Source organism: Deltaproteobacteria bacterium, assembly GCA_020848905.1.
Lineage (GTDB): Bacteria > Myxococcota_A > Polyangia.
Map to the genome: position 1 here is coordinate 351,636 of JADLHG010000045.1, position 18,913 is coordinate 370,548.

General features: G+C 70.5%; 12 protein-coding genes and 1 pseudogene. 7 read left to right on the forward strand and 6 right to left on the reverse strand.

Annotation, left to right across the window (positions count from 1 at the left end; all coding sequences use genetic code 11):
- The first annotated feature begins 110 nt into the window (after positions 1-110).
- The 6 genes from IT371_21330 (at position 111) to IT371_21355 (ending at position 7,421) form a co-directional block, all read left to right on the forward strand.
- Positions 111-623, forward strand: coding sequence for a sigma-70 family RNA polymerase sigma factor (locus IT371_21330; GenBank protein MCC6750224.1), 513 nt, complete (start codon positions 111-113; stop codon positions 621-623).
- On the forward strand, positions 623-1,438 hold the full coding sequence (locus IT371_21335; protein MCC6750225.1) for a hypothetical protein: 816 nt from the start codon (positions 623-625) through the stop codon (positions 1,436-1,438). The genes IT371_21330 and IT371_21335 overlap by 1 nt, the downstream gene beginning before the upstream one ends.
- A complete protein-coding gene (locus tag IT371_21340; GenBank protein ID MCC6750226.1) occupies positions 1,435-2,979 on the forward strand; it encodes a caspase family protein in 1,545 nt (514 codons plus the stop codon). Before IT371_21335 ends, IT371_21340 begins: the two co-directional genes overlap by 4 nt.
- 68 nt (positions 2,980-3,047) lie before the next feature.
- A complete protein-coding gene (locus IT371_21345) occupies positions 3,048-4,658 on the forward strand; it encodes a DUF4215 domain-containing protein (GenBank protein MCC6750227.1) in 1,611 nt (536 codons plus the stop codon).
- A gap of 330 nt (positions 4,659-4,988) precedes the next feature.
- Positions 4,989-6,371: a hypothetical protein gene (locus tag IT371_21350; protein MCC6750228.1), complete on the forward strand. Its 1,383-nt coding sequence runs from the start codon at positions 4,989-4,991 to the stop codon at positions 6,369-6,371.
- Between the two features lie 240 nt (positions 6,372-6,611).
- Complete coding sequence (locus tag IT371_21355) at positions 6,612-7,421, forward strand: hypothetical protein (protein MCC6750229.1); 810 nt, start codon at positions 6,612-6,614, stop codon at positions 7,419-7,421.
- Between the two features lie 28 nt (positions 7,422-7,449).
- On the opposite strand, the gene IT371_21360 is transcribed toward IT371_21355, so the two are convergent.
- From IT371_21360 to IT371_21370, 3 genes and pseudogenes are all read right to left on the reverse strand, one after another.
- Positions 7,450-8,670: a hypothetical protein gene (locus IT371_21360; GenBank protein MCC6750230.1), complete on the reverse strand. Its 1,221-nt coding sequence runs from the start codon at positions 8,668-8,670 to the stop codon at positions 7,450-7,452.
- A 195-nt stretch (positions 8,671-8,865) separates the two neighbouring features.
- A pseudogene (locus IT371_21365) lies at positions 8,866-11,190 on the reverse strand (CoA activase).
- On the reverse strand, positions 11,190-12,845 hold the full coding sequence (locus IT371_21370) for an activator of (R)-2-hydroxyglutaryl-CoA dehydratase (protein MCC6750231.1): 1,656 nt from the start codon (positions 12,843-12,845) through the stop codon (positions 11,190-11,192). The pseudogene IT371_21365 and the gene IT371_21370 overlap by 1 nt, the downstream one beginning before the upstream one ends.
- A gap of 488 nt (positions 12,846-13,333) precedes the next feature.
- Here IT371_21370 and IT371_21375 point away from each other — a divergent pair, with 488 nt between their 5' ends.
- Complete coding sequence (locus IT371_21375; protein ID MCC6750232.1) at positions 13,334-14,995, forward strand: hypothetical protein; 1,662 nt, start codon at positions 13,334-13,336, stop codon at positions 14,993-14,995.
- 6 nt (positions 14,996-15,001) lie between these two features.
- Here IT371_21375 and ftsH read toward each other — a convergent pair whose 3' ends face one another.
- From ftsH to IT371_21390, 3 genes are read right to left on the reverse strand one after another with little or no spacing between them, the layout of a single operon-like run.
- Complete coding sequence (gene ftsH / locus IT371_21380) at positions 15,002-16,585, reverse strand: ATP-dependent zinc metalloprotease FtsH (protein MCC6750233.1); 1,584 nt, start codon at positions 16,583-16,585, stop codon at positions 15,002-15,004.
- Positions 16,586-16,638: 53 nt separating this feature from the next.
- A complete protein-coding gene (locus IT371_21385; GenBank protein ID MCC6750234.1) occupies positions 16,639-17,988 on the reverse strand; it encodes a hypothetical protein in 1,350 nt (449 codons plus the stop codon).
- 3 nt (positions 17,989-17,991) lie between these two features.
- Entirely contained in the window at positions 17,992-18,594 is a 603-nt protein-coding gene (locus IT371_21390; GenBank protein ID MCC6750235.1) for a polysaccharide biosynthesis/export family protein, read from the reverse strand.
- Between the last annotated feature and the right edge of the window lie 319 nt (positions 18,595-18,913).

Sequence of the window (18,913 nt, forward strand, 5' to 3'; positions counted from 1 at the left end):
GATTTCGGTTCCGCATTCTCAACCCCTCGCGTGTCTCACCCTGAGCTAGGATGCTCCTTCCCGCGTTTCCATCGGTCGCCCTCGTGGCGCAGCTCCCTGCGGAGGATGCCTTGGCCCAGGCCAGGCTGGCCGAAGTCTACCGGCAGTGCGCGCCCCTGATCTACCGTCGAAGCCTGCGGCTCCTCGGCAGCCAGGACGAGGCGCTCGACGCGGTCCAGGACATCTTCGAGCGACTCCAGGGCACCCTCGCGACCTTTCGCGGCGAGGCCGAGCTCATGACCTGGATCTACCGCGTCACCACGAACCACTGTTTGAACCAGCTCCGCGCCCGGCGCGTGCGAAGTCGGGCCCACGAGCGGCTGGGGACCGAGGCGCCGCGCGACGGGGGCGAAGGCGGGGCCCGGGCGGTGGAGGCCCGCGACCTGCTCGTCCAGCTCCTCGAGCGCTGCGACGCGCGGCTCGTGCAGATCGCCTACCATTATTACGTGGACGAGATGACGCAGCCCGAGATCGCCGAGGTGGTGGGGATCTCGGATCGCGGGGTGCGCAAGGCGCTGAGCCGCTTCGCCGAGCGCGCGGGACGCGAGCTCCCGCGGCTCGAGCGGGCCCGTGGAGGGCTGTGATGGGCGAGCTGAACCGTCATCCGTCGGAGTTCGCGCTCGACCGCTTCGCGGCGGGGGCCCTTCCCGATCCCGCGGCCGTCTCGGCGCATCTCGAGGGCTGCCCCGAGTGCCGGCAGCGTCTCGAGACCCGCACCTCCGCCGACGAGGGATTTCTCGCCCGCTATCCGACGGTGGAGGCCCTCGCGGGGCGGCACCCGCGCCCGAGTCGCCCCGCGTCCGCGCGCCCGCCGCGCTGGCTCGTGCTGCGCCTGAGCCTCGGCGGCGCGATCGTCGCGGCGGCTGCCGTGCTGCTCGTGGTGTTCCCCCGACCCGGGGGCGCTCCGACGGTGCACGATCCGGGCGCGGGGCTCGAGCCGAGAGGTGGAGCGGCGCTCGAGCGCGTGAAGGGGGACTCGATCGTCGAGCTGGCGGTGCGTCGCGGTACGCAGTCCTTCCGCTTCGACGGTCAGCCGCTCCGGACCGGGGACCTCATCGCGCTGCGCTACAGCACCGAGCGCCGGTTCCTCCTGCTCCTGACGGTCGAGGCCTCGGGCAAGATCTCGCAGCTCGTCCCCGCGTCAGGAGGGGCGAGTCAGGCCATCCAGCCCGGCCGCAAGGTGCTCCTCGCGCAGGGGCTGCGTCTCGACGCCTACCCCGGGTCCGAGCGGCTCGTGGCGCTGCTGAGCGACCGACCGCTGCCGGCCTCCGAGGTGCAGCGGTCCCTGGCCGACCAGATCCGGCGCCTCTCCCCCGCGCGCCGCGCGGAGCTGCCCCTCGAGCGGCTCCCCTTTCCCGCCGAGCAGCAGAGCTGGCTCCTGCGCAAGGGGGCGCCATGAGGGCTTCGACGCGCGCGCTCGCTCTCGCCCTCCTGCTCCTCGCGCTCCCCGCGCCCGGCGCTGCCAGTCAGCGTCGCGTGGCGATCGTGGTTGGGAACAACGCCGCTCCGGGGAAGATCCCGCTGCGCTACGCCGAGCGGGACGCCCGCCGCGTGCGACAGGTCTTCGAGCAGCTCGGCGGCGTCCACGAGACCGAGGTGCTCCTCGGGCAGAGCGCGGCCGAGCTCCGGCGTCGCCTCGCGGCGCTGGCGGCCCGGCTGCGCCCGGTGGCCGAGGACGTGGTGCTCTTCTTCTATTATTCGGGCCACGCCGACGAGCGCGCGTTGCTCCTCGGCGGGAGCCGCTACGAGTTTGGCGAGCTCCGGCGTTCCCTGCAGAGCTTCCCCGTGCGGCTGGCGGTGGTGTTCATCGACGCCTGCCAGGCGGGGCACGCCGCGCGACCGAAGGGGGCCCAGGCGGTGCCCGCGGTGGACGTGCGCTTCGACGACGACCCGAAGGCGCGCGGGCGCATCTTCATCACCTCCAGTACCGCGAGCGAGCGTTCGCAGGAATCCGACGAGCTCCAGGCCTCCTTTTTTACGCACTATCTCCTGAGCGGCCTGCGCGGGGCGGCCGATGACTCCGGCGACGGCCGCGTGTCCCTCGACGAGGCGTATCGCTACGCGTACCGCCTGACCCTCGAGCGGACGGCCTCGACGCTGGCCGGCCCCCAGCACCCGACCTACGACATGAGCCTCACGGGGCGCGGGCAGCTCGTGCTGACCCGCCTGCGCGGCCGCTCGAGCCACCTGGTGCTCACCGCGGCGCGGCCGGCGACGATCTATCTCAGCAGTCGACCGGCGGGGGTGCTCGAGGCCGAGGTCCACCATCGCGGGCGGGGTCCGACGCGCATCGCGCTCGAGCCGGGACGCTACGAGGTGTGGACCGTGCGCGGCCGCCACCGGCTGGCCGAAACGGTGGAGGTGCGGGCCGGAGAGGGGGCCCACCTGGATCTGGCCCAGCTCCGCGCGCGGCCGTTGCTCGTGGCCACGGCCAAAGGCGAGGACGCGGCCCCGCCGCCGCACCTGCTCCGGGCGAGCTACGCGCTCTCGAACGGCTTTCTCGACGACGCGGCGGCGCTTCACGGCGTGTGGCTCGGGTACGGCTATCGGCTCGGCTTCGTCACGCTCGGGGGTCTTGTCGCCTACGGCGGCAGCAGCTACGCGCGCGCGGACGGGCTGAAGGTCGGGCTCCACGCGCTCGAGGCGAGCGTGCTGGCCGAGGCGAGGTATCGGCGCCTGCCGCGCGTTCAGCCCCTGGCGGGGCTGCAGGCGGGCGTGGCGTGGTTCTTCCAGCGCGGAGAACGGAGCGACGGCACGCGCGAGTCGCGGCACAGCCCGGCCTTTCTCTACCGCGTCCGGCTGGGCTTCGAGAGCTCCATCGCCGGTCCCTTCTCGCTCTCCGTCGTCGGGCTCGCGGGTCAGGTCGTGCTGAGCAAGGCTGACGGCCTGCGCGGACCCTTTGTCGGAGGATTCGAGGTCGGCGTGGCGTTTCACCTCTGATCGCGGTTCCGCCTGGAGGGCGCTCGGGCGTCGAACCGTGCGGACCTCCTGCTCGAAAGGAAACGCCCATGCGACAGCTCGGACCCTTCGCTCTCGGCCTCCTCCTGCTGGCCTGTAGCGACCGCAACCTGGACGACTTCAAACCCCAGGGGGGCGATGGCGGCACCCTCCTCGGAACGCACGACGGCGGCCTCGCGACGCAGCGCGACGGGAGCGCGTCGAGCGCCGACCGCGGTTCCGTTCAGACCCTCGCGGACGGCGGCGGCAAGGGCGCCTGCGGCGATGGCATCGTTCAATCCCCGGAGGTGTGCGATGCGGGCTCCCTGCTCAACTCGCTGCTGCCCGACGCCCCCTGTCGGCCCGACTGCACGCCTCCGCGCTGCGGGGACGGGGTGCTCGACGCGGCCGAGCAGTGCGACGACAGGAACGCGGCCAGCGGCGACGGCTGCAGCGCCCTCTGCCGGCTCGAGGCCCCCTCGGCGCTGTCGGCGCAGCCGCCCGCGCTGCACTTCGGCGCGGTGCCGTCCGGCTGCAGTACGAGCGCGCAGGAGACGGTCCTTCTGCACAACGGGAGCGCCCGCGCGGTGAAGCTCGTGAACGTGCGGCTCGTCGGCTGCAGCAGCGAGTTCGCCCTCGCGCCGCGGGCCTACGGCGAGATCGCGCCGGGGCAGGCGGGACCGCTGGCTGTCACGCTGGGTCCGAAGCAGCCGGGGCAGAAGAGCTGCGTGCTCGAGGTCGAGGCGGGCGACGGTCGATTGATCCTGCCGATCACCGCGTCGGTGGTCGACCCGTTGAACCACACGGACGTCTTCCACCAGCCGAAGCAGCGCAAGGTGGACATCCTGCTCGTGCTGGACGCCAGCGGGAGCATGATGGACGAGGCCGCCCGGCTCAAAGCCACGGCCCCCATTCTGTCCGCCGCGGCGAACCAGCACAGCGACGTGGACTTCCACCTCGGGGCGGTCAGCATGGTCAAGGGCGCGATCGCTCCCGGGCGACTCCAGGGGGACCCCCTCTTCGTGACGCCCACGACGCCGAATCTGGGCCGGGAGATCGAGGAGCACTTCGCCGTCTCGTCCGACGGTGGGGAGGAGATCCCCTTCGCGGCGATGCGGGCCGCGCTAGAGCCGCCCTTCACGGGCACGGTGGACCCGCTGGGCTGCACGGCCTGCGCGCTGCCGAACATCTGCGTGATGGGCGGCTGCCGGGGGAGCAACTACGGCTTTCGCCGGCCGGACGCGGCGCTCGAGGTGCTGCTCATGACGGACGAGGACGACGGATCTACGGTCACGGCCGACGCAATCCTGGGCTTCCTGCGGGCCCAGGTGAACCCGCTCCGCGGCCAGGGTCCGCGCGTGCACGGACTGCTGACGACCGGCGCGTGCGGCTTCGATTCCCAGGCCAAGCTGCGGAAGCTGATCGGGGCCACCGGCGGTGAGACGTTCGATCTGTGCGCCGCGGACTACGCGCCGGCCATGCGCACGCTCACGTCCCGCATGTTCGCGCCGCAGGACCAGTTCACGCTGACCCGCGTGCCGGACCCCACCTCGGTCAATGCGACGGTGGATGGCAAGCCGGTCAAGTGGACCTACGATGCCGCGTCGAACAGCGTGCGGCTGGCGCTGCCGCCGGGTCCCGGCGCCGCGGTCCACATCACCTACCGCACGCGCTGTCTGTAGTCCCTCCGGCGGCGCGCCCGGGGGGACGGGCCCCGGGATCTGCTGGTCGCTCCAGACCCCAGCGGAGCGGCTAGCGTAGCCGCCGCCGCGTCCCCCGTTCGCAGATCCAGTCTCGTGATTCCACCACGTTGCGCCGCGGCTCGCGGAGCTGACGCGTGCCGCGGCTGGTCTACGCCTTGCATTTTGCCTCCCCCAATGCACGCCGCCCGACGCCGCTCGAGCCCGTTCTCAGGCCCACTGCCCGCTATCGCCGCGCTCGTGATTCTCGCGGGAGGAGTCCTTTCCCCGACCGCCGGACGGGCCGAAGGTGGCCGCTCCGCCGTCGTCGCCATGCCCTGGCGGAGCGCCGTGGCTCCCGGGCGGCCGCTGCAGCTCCAGGACGTTCGCGCCGAGCTGCACCAGCTCGTGCGCGGGGCCCGGGTGGCGGTCCAGGCGCAGACGCTCGGACGCCTCCGCCTGCGGGACGTGGCGCATTCGCTCAAAGCCCCGCTCGCCGAGGTGCTCGGGGGCGATGCCAAGGTCCAGTTCCGCATCGACGCGCAGCAGGGGAGCCCCGTGCGCGCGCGGGCGCAGCGCGACGGCAGCATCCTCGTGACGCTGAGCCAGGGGATGGCCGCCTCGGGCTACGAGGTGCTCTTCCGCGAGGTGGGTCAGGCCGTGATGCTCGTGGCGGGTCGCGCCTCGGGTAGCGGCGAGCGCGTCCTGCGGGCGAACGAGGTCGCGGCGCAGGTGCGCGACCACGGCAGCACGGCCTTCCGTCGCGTGACGCTCAGCGCACGCGTGTCGGCGCGGCTGGAGAAGACAGCCTGGGGCCGCGAGCTTCTGGCGCTGCATCGGCAGGAGATCGCGCCGCGCCTGACGGCGCTCCCCGGGAAGGTGAAGGAGCAGGTCTCGGCGTTCATGGATTGGCTGAGCCCGGCTCGGGTGACGGCGCGCAAGGCGGAGAGCACGCGCGTGGAGAGTCGCCTGGCCGAGGAGCGGACGGTCCTGCGCACGGCCCTCGACCAGGCCAACTTCGAGGCCGCGAAACCCGAGGTCATGGCACGAGCGCAGAAGATCCTGCCGGTCGTGGGTGGAGCCCTGCGCGGCGCCGCCAGCCTGACCGAGGCGCACCAGCTCTTCGCGGCGATGCGCGACGGCATCCCCGGGGAGAACTATCCCGACGAGTTCTGCCACGACCGCGCCACGGCGGCGGCGGTCATGGGCGCGAACCGCGGCATCCGCATGTTCAAGGTGGAGATCGTGACGCCGATCGGCCAGCGTCTGGCCGAGGCGCGGAAGTCTGGGATGAAGCAGGAGCAGATCGACAAGATCCCCGTGCCGCGCGGCTCGCTGCTGACGGTCTCGACGCGCAATCATCCCGCCGGGCTGGTGCGCTGGACCCGGCACATCGCCCCCATCGTGGAGGTTCAGCTCGGGGACGGCCGCCGCGCGCACTACGTGATCGATCCCAGCCTCGCGTCCGGGCCCATTCCCCTCAAGGCGTGGCTCGCCCTGATGAAGCGCCCGGCCGGGAGCCAGGTCAGCATCTTCCCCGCGTATCAGCGCGACAGCGGTTCCACGAACACCGCCTGGAGCGTCGTGCAGGTGGCCGAGTCGCTCTTCCGGCTCGACACCCTGGCCCGCAACCTCGAGGCCGGCCGTCAGGCCAAGCTCCAGGGCGCGGGCGGTCAGGGGTTCTCTCAGCTGCCCGTCCCGGTGGCGGCGCCCTGACCGGCTGAGCGCTCCTCCCACGCTCGACGGTCCGCATCTCGGAAGGCGCGCGTTCGCGTCCGTGGCCCCCCAACGCGCGTAGGTTGCGCACGCTCGTCCGCACCGCTCCCCTATCTCTCCGAGATGGCGCGAGGCGCCTCCACCGGCGCGCCTCACGGCCGCGTGGCACCTCCCTTGCTCAGCGGCGCGTCCGACCGCGGGAAAATGGTCCCGCGGTCGAAGACGAAGGAGCCGTAGATCATGCAGACGAAGGTTCGACGACTCGCCGTGCGCAGACCGTGGACGATCCTCGCGGTCCCGCTCGCGCTCGGTGCCTGTGGAGCGACGCTGGAGCCCGAGGCCGGCGAGCAAACGGAGCGCCAGATCTCGGGACGCCAGGCGCCCGAGGGATGCGACAAGGAAAAGGAGGATTCCAACGGCTGGAGCGCGACGGTGCACGCGCGCTATTTCTGCAGCAAGCGCGCGAACCCGAACAACCCCTTCGACAAGCCGGCTCCCCCCATCACGCGGGGCTTCGTGGGCACCACGTCCGGGCAGGCCGACCGCGCCGCGGCGTGCTCGGCGGCGCAGTCGAGCGCGGAGGGACAGCTCGATGAGGCGATGGAGCTCCTCCGCATGAAGGGCTACCACTGCTCCGGTGGGGTGCAGCCCTGCGAGGCGTACGAGGACTGCGTGCCCAAGCCGCCGAAGAAACCGGCCGCCGAGCTGCGGTGGGCCTACAACGAGTGGGATCGCTTCTTCCCCGAGATCAAGGCGGCGAAGGACTCCTGGTGGACCCCCGGGGCTCCGGCGTGGCACGTCGAGTCCCACGCCTCCGGCTGTCTGCTCCAGAGGTTCAGCGGCGGCACCGACGCCGGCGCGCTCTTCGGCGCGGGGTTCAAGGTGCAGGGGCAGATCATGCGCCAGTGGTGGTCGCGCGGAGGAAGCCTCGGCTGCCCGAAAGATCGCGAGTTCAACGACGGAAAGGGGAAGTACTGGCAGCCCTTCGACGGCGGAACGATCACCTGGAAGGTGGGGGACACCCAGGCCGCGCTCCTCCCCTGGTACTAGGGGTGGCGTTCTAGAACCAAATGACCATTTACAGCCCGAGGGGTAGGCCCAGGGCCGGGTCGGGGACGAGGCGCCCCGGGGTCGGTCGTGCGACGAGGTCCCGGTCCTGCCGGAGGCGTTCCTCGAGCGCGGCGAGCTCCGTCTCCAAGGCGTCGCGTTTCCGGCGGCGCGCCACGAGCTGCTCCCGATACCGGCTCAAGAAATAGGCGATGGTCTGGATGCGGATCTTGATCGATCCGGTTGGCTTGTTCTCGTCGATGTCCTTGAAGCAGAAGTACGGCGTCCCCGAGCGTTCGATGATCTCCTCGATCACGCTGTAGATCGGCGCGTCGTGGCCGCACTTGAAGCTCGAGAGCTCCAGCGCCACGAGGTTCGGGTGGCGCGCCGTGACCTTCGCCCCCCAGACCTTGCGGTTCGTGTTCTCGCTGTAGCTGTTCTTCCAGACGTCCTGCACCGAGAGCGGGTGCTCGAGCGTCCCCTGCCGCACCTCGTCGCCAAAGAGGCGCTCGAGGAAATCCTCGTCAGTGGGCAGGCAGTCCTGCGTGAAGACGGGGTAGCCGAGCTTCTGCAGCTCGTCGAGGATCTCGTGGTTCAGTCCCGGGTCGTTGTGATAGGGGCGGGCGAGCACCACCACTCCGATGCGGTCCTCGGCCTCGAGCTGGTCGATGACCGCCCGGGCCTCTCGTCGACGGGCGGCGTCGTAGTCGGCCAGCGCCGCGAGCCCCTGCACCACCGCGCGCTGCGACTCCTCCTCGGTCAGGCCGAGCTCGTCCTTCCAGTCGAGGAAGAGCTGCCGCGCCGCGAGCTGCGGCTTGTCCAGCTTGAGGAAGGTCTTCTTGAAGACGATCCCGCGGTCCGCGAAGAGGTCGCCCTCCTTCACGAACGCCGCGTGCACCGACTCGGTGGAGTTCACCACGGTGGGGCACGCCTTGCAGTCCTGCGCCCCCTTCAGCGGCGAGGGGAAGCTGTCCACCATCGGGAAGAAGAGGTAGTGGAGCGGACGCTCGGCGCTGTGCTTGTGGTGCAGCAGGTTGTGGACGTGCGGGATCCCGATCTTGCTCGGGAAGCAGGGGTCGATCGAGCCGCGCTTCGCCCCCTCGCGATAGAGCTCGTCGCTCGTGTAGTCGGAGAAGACGAGGTTCTCCGCGCGCAGCCCCAGGCTCTGGAAGTAGGCCAGGAAGAAGGGGGCGTGACTGTAGAGGTTCAGCACGCGGGGAAAGCCGATCCGCACCTCGGGGCGGCGCGCCATGAGCGCCCGCCGCTTTTCGACGGCTTCCTGGTTCACGACGGCCTGGACCACGGGCAGGAGCTTGCGCCCGGCCCGGTCGAGCCACCTTTCGTCGGTGTCTGCGACGCTGCGGCGCGCGAGCTGCGTCACGAGCGTGAGGAGACGCGAGGGGCGCGCGGAGTCCTTCAGGGTGCCGCGGATCTCCTCGGCCGTGGGTGGCAAGGGGTCCGCTACGACCGGGACCTTCGGTGCCTTGAAGACCTCCTTGGCCGCCACGGCGAGGAGGTTCGGGTTCTGTTTCTTCTTCGCGTCGAGCCCGGCCTTGATCTGTCGCATCGCCGTCACGTCCTCGACCTCGCCCTTCTCGCAAGTGGCGATGATGAGGCGCGACTCCCCGGCTTCGAGGGGGACCTTGGACTTCACCGCGGAGGGCGTGGGCGCGTCGCCTTCGGCGGGCCCCGTTCGCACGTCGATGAAGGTCCGCAGGCACTTGTTCTTGCAGAAGTAGCAGCGCGTCTCCTCGTTGCGCGTGGTGCGGAAGGAGAGGTGCCGCACGCGCTCCGTCCCGATGAAGCGCGTCTCGTTCCCCTGCTCGGCCCACAGGCGCCGCGCCTCGAGCGCGCAGCCGATCGCGCCGCTCTCGCCGCAATGCGGGTGCACGGTCACGACGGGCTCGACCCCCGTCCCCTTGAAACGGGAGGTGATGAAGTCGACCTGCGACTTCACGGCGGCGAGGTTGTGCTGCGTGCCCCCCTGCAGGAGGAACCGGCTGCCGAGCTTGGCCAGGTTCGGGATCTGGCTCACGTAGAGCCAGATGTTCTTGGGGAGCACGGCGGCGAGCCCCGCCATGATCTCCCCCGCCTGCCAGCCCTGGCGCTGGAAGTCCACGATGTCCGACTGCATGAAGACGGCGCAGCCGTAGCCGAACTCGGGCATCGCCTCCGCCGCGAAGGCTGTGTCCGCGTAGTCGTAGACCGAGAGGCCGAAGCCGGACGCGGTGCTCTGCAGGAAGTAACCGTTTCCGGCCGAGCACTGCGTGTTCAGCTTGAAGTCCTTCACCTGCCCGTTCTTGAGGATGATGACCTTGATGTCCTGGCCGCCCACGTCGACGATCACGTCGGTCTCGGGGAAGAAGTGCAGTCCGGCCTCGGTGTGCGCCACCGTCTCGACGAGCGCGACGTCCGCCTGGAGCACGTCCTTCAGGATGTCCTTGGCGTAGCCGGTGGTGCCGACGCCGAGGATCCGGAGCGTGGCCCCCTGCTCGGCCACCTGCCGCTCGAGCGCCGCGAACATGTCCATCGTGTCCTCGATGGGGTTTCCCTTCGAGAGCTGGTACGCCTTGGCGAGGATCTGCTTGTCCGGGCCAACGAGGGCGGCCTTGGTGCTCGTGGAGCCGCCGTCGATGCCCACGAACCCCTCGACGACGGTTCCGGGGGCGAAGCGCGGGGCCTGCCAGCGCTCCGGCGCGTACCTGGCGCGAAACTCCTCGAGCTCGGCGCTCGAGCGTGCGAGGCCGCCTCCCGCTCCCTTGCCCTGCTTCTCCTCTTTGCGCCCCACCTCGAGGTACCACTTCAGCGGCTCCGTGCCGGCGAAGACGCCGAGGTTCGGCGCGTCCTCCACCTCCTGCTTGCCGAACTCGATCGCGCCGAGCGCGGCGAAGTACTGCGCGTTGTCCGGTACGAGGATCAGATCCGAGGCCGTCGTTCCGTCGGGGACGGGGACGCCCCGCTCCTTCCAGATCTGCGGGATGTTCTCCTCCCAGCACTCGCGCATGCCGCGGATGAAGGTGTTGGGCCCGCCGAGGAGCAGCACCTTCGGTCGCAGCGTGTTGCCGCGAGTCAGCACGGCCAGGTTCTGCTGGATGATCGACTCGAAGAGCGAGGCCATCAGCTCGTCGGGGGGGACGCCCTGCTTCTGGAGGCCGTTGATGTCGGTCTCGGCGAAGACGCCGCACTTTCCCGCCACGGGGTGGAGCTTCAGCCCGCGGTAGCCCATCTGGCAGAGCTGTTCGGCGGGGATCTTGAGCTTGGCGTTGATCTTGTCGATGACGGCGCCGGTGCCGCCGGCGCACTTGTCGTTCATCGAAGGGAGCTTCTTCTTTTTCCCGGTCTCGGGGTCCTCCTTGAAGACGATGATCTTCGCGTCCTGTCCGCCGAGCTCCACCACGCTCTGGACGTCGGGATAGAGCTTCTCCACCGCCAGCGAGACCGCGTTCACCTCCTGGACGAACTTGGCGTGGATCAGCCGGCCGACCGCCGTCCCGCCCGAGCCGGTCATGAAGATCCGGAACGCTGTCTCGGGCACCCCCGGAAACGCCGCGACGATGCGCTCCAGGAAGTCGAGGCACTTCTCCGGCTGCTTCGTGTCGTGGCGCTGGTAGTCCTTCCAGAGGAGCTCGTCGGTGACGGGGTCCACCACTACGGCCTTCACCGTGGTGCTCCCGACGTCGAGGCCGACCATCAGGCCTTGAGGATGAGCCGCGGTGGCGGTGAAGGAGCGGGGGGCTACCTCGGGCTTCGCGGGCGCGCTCGGGCGGGACATCAGGCGCTCCTCACGCGACGACGTGCGCCGGCCTCCCGTCGCATGCGCTCCGCCACGAGCAGGTAGAAGCGCGCGGCACGTCCCGCGACACCCTCGGGGTGGGGCAGGTCGAGCAAGGGGCGCCGCAGCTCGCGGTGCTCGGCGACGTAGCTCTGGAGCTCCTCTAGCGTGTAGCCGGTCTTGGCGATCGTCTCTCGCAGCTCGGTCTTGGACTTGGCCTTCGCCTCGCCGAGCGCCATCTGCACCCGGCTGTGCGCGTTGATGTCCCCTTCGCCGCTCGTCTCGATGGGCAGGTAGATCATGTCGGGGTAGCGACTGACCACGGCGGCCTGCGCGCCGTCCGACTGCGTGGAGGGCATGCAGCCGAAGGGCTTGAGCGAGAGCACCATGTGGGCCAGCCCCTGGGTGGAGTAGTAGATGTTCTTCGCCACCTCGAGGTGCCCTTCGCCCCCGCCGGAGCGGCTGTTGTAGAAGGGGTGCCCGAGGCGCTCGAGCTCGAGCTGGCAGACGGGCTCGTGCGCGGTGCCGCCGAGAGCCCGCCGCAGCCGGTCGTACTCCCGGTGGAGGATGCGGTCCGCGACCTCGAGGAGCAGCCGCGTCTTGCCGTAGCGCGCCTCGCGCGCGAGCCGCCCGCGCAGGTCGAAGCGCGAGAGGGGCGTCTGCGTCTCGTCGAGGCCGCGTTCGTCGCTGGCCTTGACCTTGGCCTGCCGCAGCAGGTAGCCGAGCCAGGTGACCACCGGCTCCACGAGGACCTCGGCCCCCTCGCGCTCGAGGAAGGCGAACATGTTGAAGTTGCCGTCCCCCTCGGTCGTCTGGGCCCAGAACTCGCCCGTGATCTTCACGATCGGCTTCGCCCGCGTGTAGTCCACCTCGATCTCGTCGTCGATGATCGCGGCACAGCGGCGAAGGAGGTCCTGGTAGTAGTCGCCCATCAGCTGGTCGAGGAACTGCTGCGCCTCGTCGGCGCCCTTGAGGGGGGCCACCTTGCTCAGCAGGCCCGCGACGCGGCCGCCGCGGATCTGGTCGTAGCCTCGGCCGCGCAGCCCATCCTCGCAGAGGGCGAGGCAGCGGTCGATCACGCGCTGGGTCTGGCCGGGCACGACCTCGTACGGACGGATGTGGTACGAGACCTCGTTCAAGAGGTCTCCGATGAAGATGCCGTTCAGCATGGCGAGGAAGAAGGAGAGGTTCATGTCGAGCCCCGCCTCGACGGTGGCCTGGTCGAGCCCCCCCTCCTGCTGGAAGAGCATCACGCGGAAGCCGTCGAAGCCCGCGTTCTTCAGCGCCAGCCGGTATTCCGCCTCGTACATGCCGAAGCGACAGGGGCCGCACGCTCCGGCGGTGAGAAACACGTAGCGGCGCGTGATCTCCTCCGCGGAGAGCCCCTCCTCGTCGCGCAGCCGCTTGAGGAGGTTCACCAGCGCGCCGACCGTGAAGTAGGTCGGGTTGCACTGCCCGTTGTTGCCGTATTCCTTACCCGCCTGGAAGTCGGCCTTGCGGGGAACCGGGACGGTGTCGATGCGGTAGCCGAGCCCTTCGAGGCCGGCCTTGATGAGCGCGTCGTGCCGCAGGCTGAGCCCGCCGATCAGCACCGTGGTGTGAGGTCGCTCGGCGGCGGTGAAGGGGAGCTCCTCGGGGCGGCGGAAGTGATCGATGTGTGCGGGCGCGAGGCCGGCCTCGCGTTCGAGGCGGTCTCGCTCCCGGGTGAGGAGCTCCTGAAGCTCGGGGTCCGGACGGCGTGCGGTCTGAGACGGGGTCTGGGTTTCCATGGCGCCTCCAGTCGGGTCGAGGGCCGCCGGCCCCGGTTCGGGCGGCCGGCGGACGTCGCACGGTGCGAACCTTGAAAAAGTAGACTGACACGTCAGTACAGTCAATCAGCGCGTGTAACAATGCGAAATAACGCGTTTGTTGTATGAGCGCGGCGACGCGCTCGGCTTGATATCGATCAATTTGGCTCCGGGAGCGGGCGGCCGGCGCGGCACGATCCCACCCACCGGCGGTTCTCTCCGATTCGGCGAAGGCTGCCTCCGCGATCGTTCAGAACCGGGGATCGGCGGCCGGCCGGTGACTCGGATTACGCCGCGTTCGCCGCGGCACGGGCGTTGCTCTCTCGCCCGAACGACTTCATCCCATGGAGGGCTTCTTGCGCACGTCGGGTCGGTACCGGGGTGTTCGTGTTGGCCGGCGGCCCTGGCTGCCGGCGCTGCTCTTGGGCACGCTCGCGGCTTCGGCGCTTTCAGCCTGCGGCGCCCCGGATGGGGAGCTCGCCGGCGGCTCGCGAGTTCGCGGGAAAGCCGACGACCCGAGCTGTCCCGCGAAGGCGCCCGAAGGTTCGCCCCGCCCGGAGCTCGGAGATCTGGCGGGGAAGGCCTGCGACTACGCCTGCTGGGGCAAGGGGACGCTGCCCAACGTCTGCGGCACGCGACGCTGGCAGTTCTGCCTCCCCTCCGGCGTCTTCGCCGAGTGCACGCCCTCGGAGCCCTTCCGCTTCATGGGCTCCTTCGACGGAAGCCAGAACTTCCGCATGTGGACCGAGACGATGGAGCTCGCCCGGCGGGTCGAGCGGAGCTCGGGGCAGAAGCCGCACTTCACCTACTTCATCAACGGGTCGTACTACTACGCGCGCATCTGCACGCGCTGGGATAGCAAGAACCGCTGCGTGAACGTGGAGAACTTCCCGAAGACCGCCGACGAGAACGGGGACGGCCAGCCCGACGTGGGCATCCCCCCGCCCCGCGGGCAGTTCGGCTGGGGCAAGAACGCCTCCGAGGTGCTCGTGCGCATCGCGCTCACGCAGCAGGCGGTGAACGAGGGGCACGAGATCGGCACCCACAGCATGTTCCACGAGGACGGGGGTAAGTGGGGCTACGGCCAGTGGAACACCGACTTCAAGCAGATGGACGCGCTCGTGGGCTCCACGCTCTTCGAGCCGGTGCGCGACAAGGAGGGCAAGGCGCTCTTCCCGCGCTGGACCTCGCCGGCCACCGATGACCGCGCGCTGGGTGCCGAGTGCGACCCCTCGCGCAAGACCGACCCGACCGATCTCCAGACCTGCTCCTCGGGGCTATGTATCCCCGTCGCCGACGGCAAGGCCTACTGCAGCCAGCTCTGCAACAGCAGCCTGCCCTGTCCCAAGGGCTACGGCTGCGGCGGCCCGGGCTGGAGCGGGACCTTCAAGGACTACTGCCTCCCCGTGCCGGAGTTCCCGGTCGTCGTCGACGGTCAGACGCTCTTTCGCGCGGACGGGACCGCGGAGCCGGCGGCGGTGAAGGCCGGGCTGCTCAAGCGCTACAAGATGAAGGGTTTCCGCGCCCCGTATCTGGCGGTGAACGGGAGCACCTATCAGGTCATGGGGGATCGCGGCTACCTCTACGATGCGAGCCAGCCGAGGCCCGTCGAGGCGCCGGGCAAGATCAAGGCGAGCTGGCAGGGGCCCCTGCGGTCCCTCTGGGAGTTCGGCGTGATGAGCGCGCGGCCTGCAGGCGTGCTGAACAAGAACTGGCCGATGCCCTTCGACTCGGTCTATTCGGACTTCGGGCTCCCCGCGGCCACCATGGCCTCGCAGTACAAGGACAGCATCCTGCGCCTCTACGCGCGGCGCGACGAGATCCCCGCCTGGAACATCGGCGCGCACTTCTCGTACTGGGAGACGGACCGCACCGGGCACTCCTACTGGGACGTGATGCAGCGGACCTACGAGTGGGCCGGCGCGGGGTGTCCCGACGACGCGACGGGCGCCAAGGGCTGCCCGCACATCGCCTTCCCGAGCTTCGCGGACTACGTCAAGGAACTCGGCGCCCCCTAGCTGGGCTCAGTTCGTCGACACGGAGATGCGGGGGGCGATCGCGTCGGGCTCGCCGGGGGAGCCGGCCGGTGGCGCGTCGGGCTGCTGCACCACGGGCTCCCCCTTCTGCTCGCTGGGCTCCGGAAGCCCGAGCGCCTGACGCAGCTCGGTCCCGCTGAGCTGCTGCACCTCGAGGAGGCGCCCCGCGAGCTGCTCGATCACCGGGCGGCGCGCGGTGAGGGTCGTGCGCGCCCGCTCGAGCTGCTCCTCGACGATGCGCGCCACCTGCTTGTCGATCTCTTCGGCGGTGCGCTCGCCGTGTTCGCGCGGCGTGGCCGCGGCCACCTCGGCGTTCACGAGCAGCGCGCGCGTCTTGTCGAAGGTGCGCGAGCCGAGCTCGCTCATGCCGTACTTGCGAACCATGTCGCTCGCCAGCTCGGTGGCCTTGGTCAGGTCGTCGTGGGCGCCGGTGCTGGGCTGACCGATGAAGAGCATCTCGGCCGCCCGACCGCCGAGGAGCACGCAGATGCGATCCAGGAGCTCGGACTCGGTGAGGAGATAGCGGTCCTCGGTGATGCGCTGCCAGGTGAGGCCGAGCCCCATGCCGCGCGGCACGATGGTCACCTTCTGCACCGGGTTCGCGCCGGGCAGCGTCTCGGCCACGACCGCGTGGCCCAGCTCGTGAAAGGCCACGATGCGGCGCTCGGCGGGGTTCATCAGCCGCCCCTTCTTCTCGAGCCCCACCAGGACGCGCTCGATGGCTTCGTCGAACTCCGACATGGTGACGGTGGTCTTGCCGCGCCGTGCCGCGAGGAGGGCGGCCTCGTTGACCAGGTTCGCCAGGTCGGCGCCGGCGAACCCGGGCGTGCGGCCGGCCACGGCGTCGAGGTCGATGGCTCCGTCCACGGTCACCCCGCGCATGTGGATCTCGAGGATGCGCCGGCGCCCTTCCTTCTCCGGACGGTCGACCATGATGTTTCGGTCGAAGCGCCCCGCGCGGAGCAGGGCGCCGTCCAGAATCTCAGGGCGATTGGTGGCGGCGAGGATGATCACCCCGCTCGTCGGATCGAAGCCGTCCATCTCGACGAGGAGCGCGTTCAGCGTCTGCTCCCGCTCCTCGTGCGACATGGCCCCCGCGCTGCGCGCCTTGCCCAGGGCGTCCAGCTCGTCGATGAAGACGATGCAGGGGGCGCTCTCGCGGGCCTTCTTGAACATGTCGCGCACGCGGGCCGCGCCCACGCCGACGAACATCTCGACGAAGTCGGAGCCCGACATCTGGAAGAAGGGGACCCCCGCCTCGCCGGCCACCGCCCGCGCGAGAAGGGTCTTGCCGGTGCCAGGGGGGCCCACCAGCAGGACGCCCTTCGGGATGCGGGCTCCGAGGCGCGCGTAGCGGTCCGGGTGCTTGAGGAAGTCCACGACCTCCTGGAGCTCTTCCAGGGCCTCGTCCACGCCGGCCACGTCCTTGAAGGTCACCTTCTCGTTCGTGACCTCGCGCGCGCGGCTCTTGCCGAAGGACAGGATGCCGCGCTGGGTGGCGGCGGTGCCGCGGCTCGAGTACCAGAGCCAGAGCAGCACGAGAAGTCCGATGAGGATCAACCAGGGATTCATAGGCGATGGTTGTCATACAACGGCGGGGGGGGCCTGTCCAACCCCAACTGGCGTCAGAAGAGGGGGCCGGTGTCGAGGAGCACCGCGGCGAAGAGGGTGAAACGCTCGTCCTCCTCTCCCGCGTCGCGTCCTGGCGGGTGGGGGACGATGCGCACGAGGGCGCGGGCCCCGAGCTCGATGCTCGCGACCCGGCGAAAGCGATGACCCACGGCCACGGAGCTCAGGCTCTGCAGCCCATCGGGTGACCAGTCCAGCAGGCGGCTGCTCACGTTACCTGTCACCGCGACGTAGGGACCGAGCGCGGAGCTGAAGGTCAGCTGCGCACTCCCGGCGACGCGCGGGTCGGTGCGGCCTAGCAAGGGGCTGACGTACGGCGCGAGGCTCCCCGAGAGCTCGAGCGCGAGCTGGCCCCGGCGGAGGGGGAAGCGCTGGAGGAGTCCCACGCGGCCGACCGGCGAGAGCTGGACCTCGTAGGGCGCCTTCGGGTCCGTGCTGTGCCAGAGCCCGAGGCCGACGCCGAGCCGGAGATCCGTCGTGGAGGTCAACGCGCGCAGCCAGGCCAGGTCGGCGCGGCCGAGGCCGACCTCGCTCCCCGGCGTGAAGAGGTCCAGCTCGCCGAGCAGACCGAGGTGGAGGCGATCCTTCGGACTCAGGCGCCAGAGCCCGTCGAGCGCGAGGCTCGGGGCCAATCGCTCCGGGTAGTGACCGCGCTCCTTGGCGTAGAGCGCGCCGCTGCGCCGCATTCCGAGGGTGAGCCCGTAGCGCTGGGTGCGTGTGGCGTCGAGCTCCAGGGCGAGCTCCGTCTGGAGGAACAGCCAGTGGATGGCTGGGTCGGTCGGGAGATCGTCCTGCAGCCCATCGTCGTCGTCTCCTGCGATGGTGCGGGCGGCTCGCGCGGGTGCGTCGCCGACTGGCTCCGATTCCTCGGGCCCGATCTCGCCACGCGCCTCTGAGGCGGCGTCTTCGACGGCGGGCTCGGCCTCGCCTCCGTCGGCGGTGTCCCGCTCGGCGAACGCGGCGATCCCCGCGTCGGGACCCTTGCCGAGGAGCGCGACCGGATGCAGGAAGTCCTTCGTTCCCACTTCGACCCGCTGTCGGAGGCGCAGCCGCAGTTTGCGATGGAGCGCGGCGTCGTAGCCCAGCTCCCCGCGGTGCAGGTGTCGAAAGCTGGTGCCGTCCGTGGGGAGCGTGAGCCGGGGTCCATAGGCGAAGGAGAGGGTCTGCCGGCTGCCGCCGAGGCGAGCAAGGGCACGCGGGAAGAGGTCCAGCTCGAAGGCGGCACCGCGCGCAGAATCGACGTCGGTGCTCATCCTGGGCTCGGTGCGCAGGAAGAGCTGTGCGAAGCGGGGGGGCGGCGACCCAGCCGCCAGACCCGCCGCGAAGAGCAGGAGCGCGAGCCCCACGGGCTACTCCACGACCACCACGTCGCCGGGCTGCAGGACGAAGGCGGCCCCCCGTCCCACGCCCCCGACGAGCCGCTTGTAGGCGAAGCGAATCGGGCGCTCGCGCCGGCCTTGCCGCAGGAGCAGGATGCGGTCGTCGTCGGCGAACGGGGTCAGGCCGCGGGCGGCGGCCAGCGCGTGGAGCACCGTGCTCCCCGTGGGGAGCTTGTGGACGCCTGGTCGGCGGACCTCGCCGAGCACGGCGATCTTCATCGCGCGCCCCTCGCGAACGCGCACGCTGACGACGGCGCCCGGCACCTGGTTGGCGAGGAGCTTGGCGATGGCCTTGGCCGCACCCGCCTCGGTGAGGCCTTCGACCAGCACGTCACCCAGCTTCGGGAGCGCGAGCTTGCCGTCCTCGCCCACGGAGATGCGCTTCAGGTTGAGCTCTTTGGCCTGCGCCACCTCGACGCGCAGCACGTCCCCCTTCTGGATCAGCGTGGCGCTGTCGACCTGGCTCTGCGGGAGGTCGTCCACGTTGACGGCCTCGACGTGGGCGCAGCCCGCGAGGCTCGTCGATACCAGCGGCAGGGCGAGGCGGAAGACCATTTTCGCGAGCGTCGTCACCGTTGGGCCTCCGTGGTGGTCGACGCCGCGTACCACGGCGGCGCGCGGGAGCGCAACACCCGGGACGGTCGCGTTGACCGTCGGTGGGGCTCTCCTCTAGACTTGGGAAAACTACGTCCGCGAGGGAGGCATGACGGTGCGGCGAGGCCGAGGCGCCCTGGCGCCGATTGCGGTTCTCAGCGTGTGGCTTGCCGGTTGTGCGACCGATCCGGGAGGCGGGCCTGGCCCCGACGCTGGACCCGGTTCCGACGATGGGGTTGGGCTGACCAAGATCGAGGGCCCGATCGGCGCCGCTGCGACCGGCGCGCTCCCGCGCCTC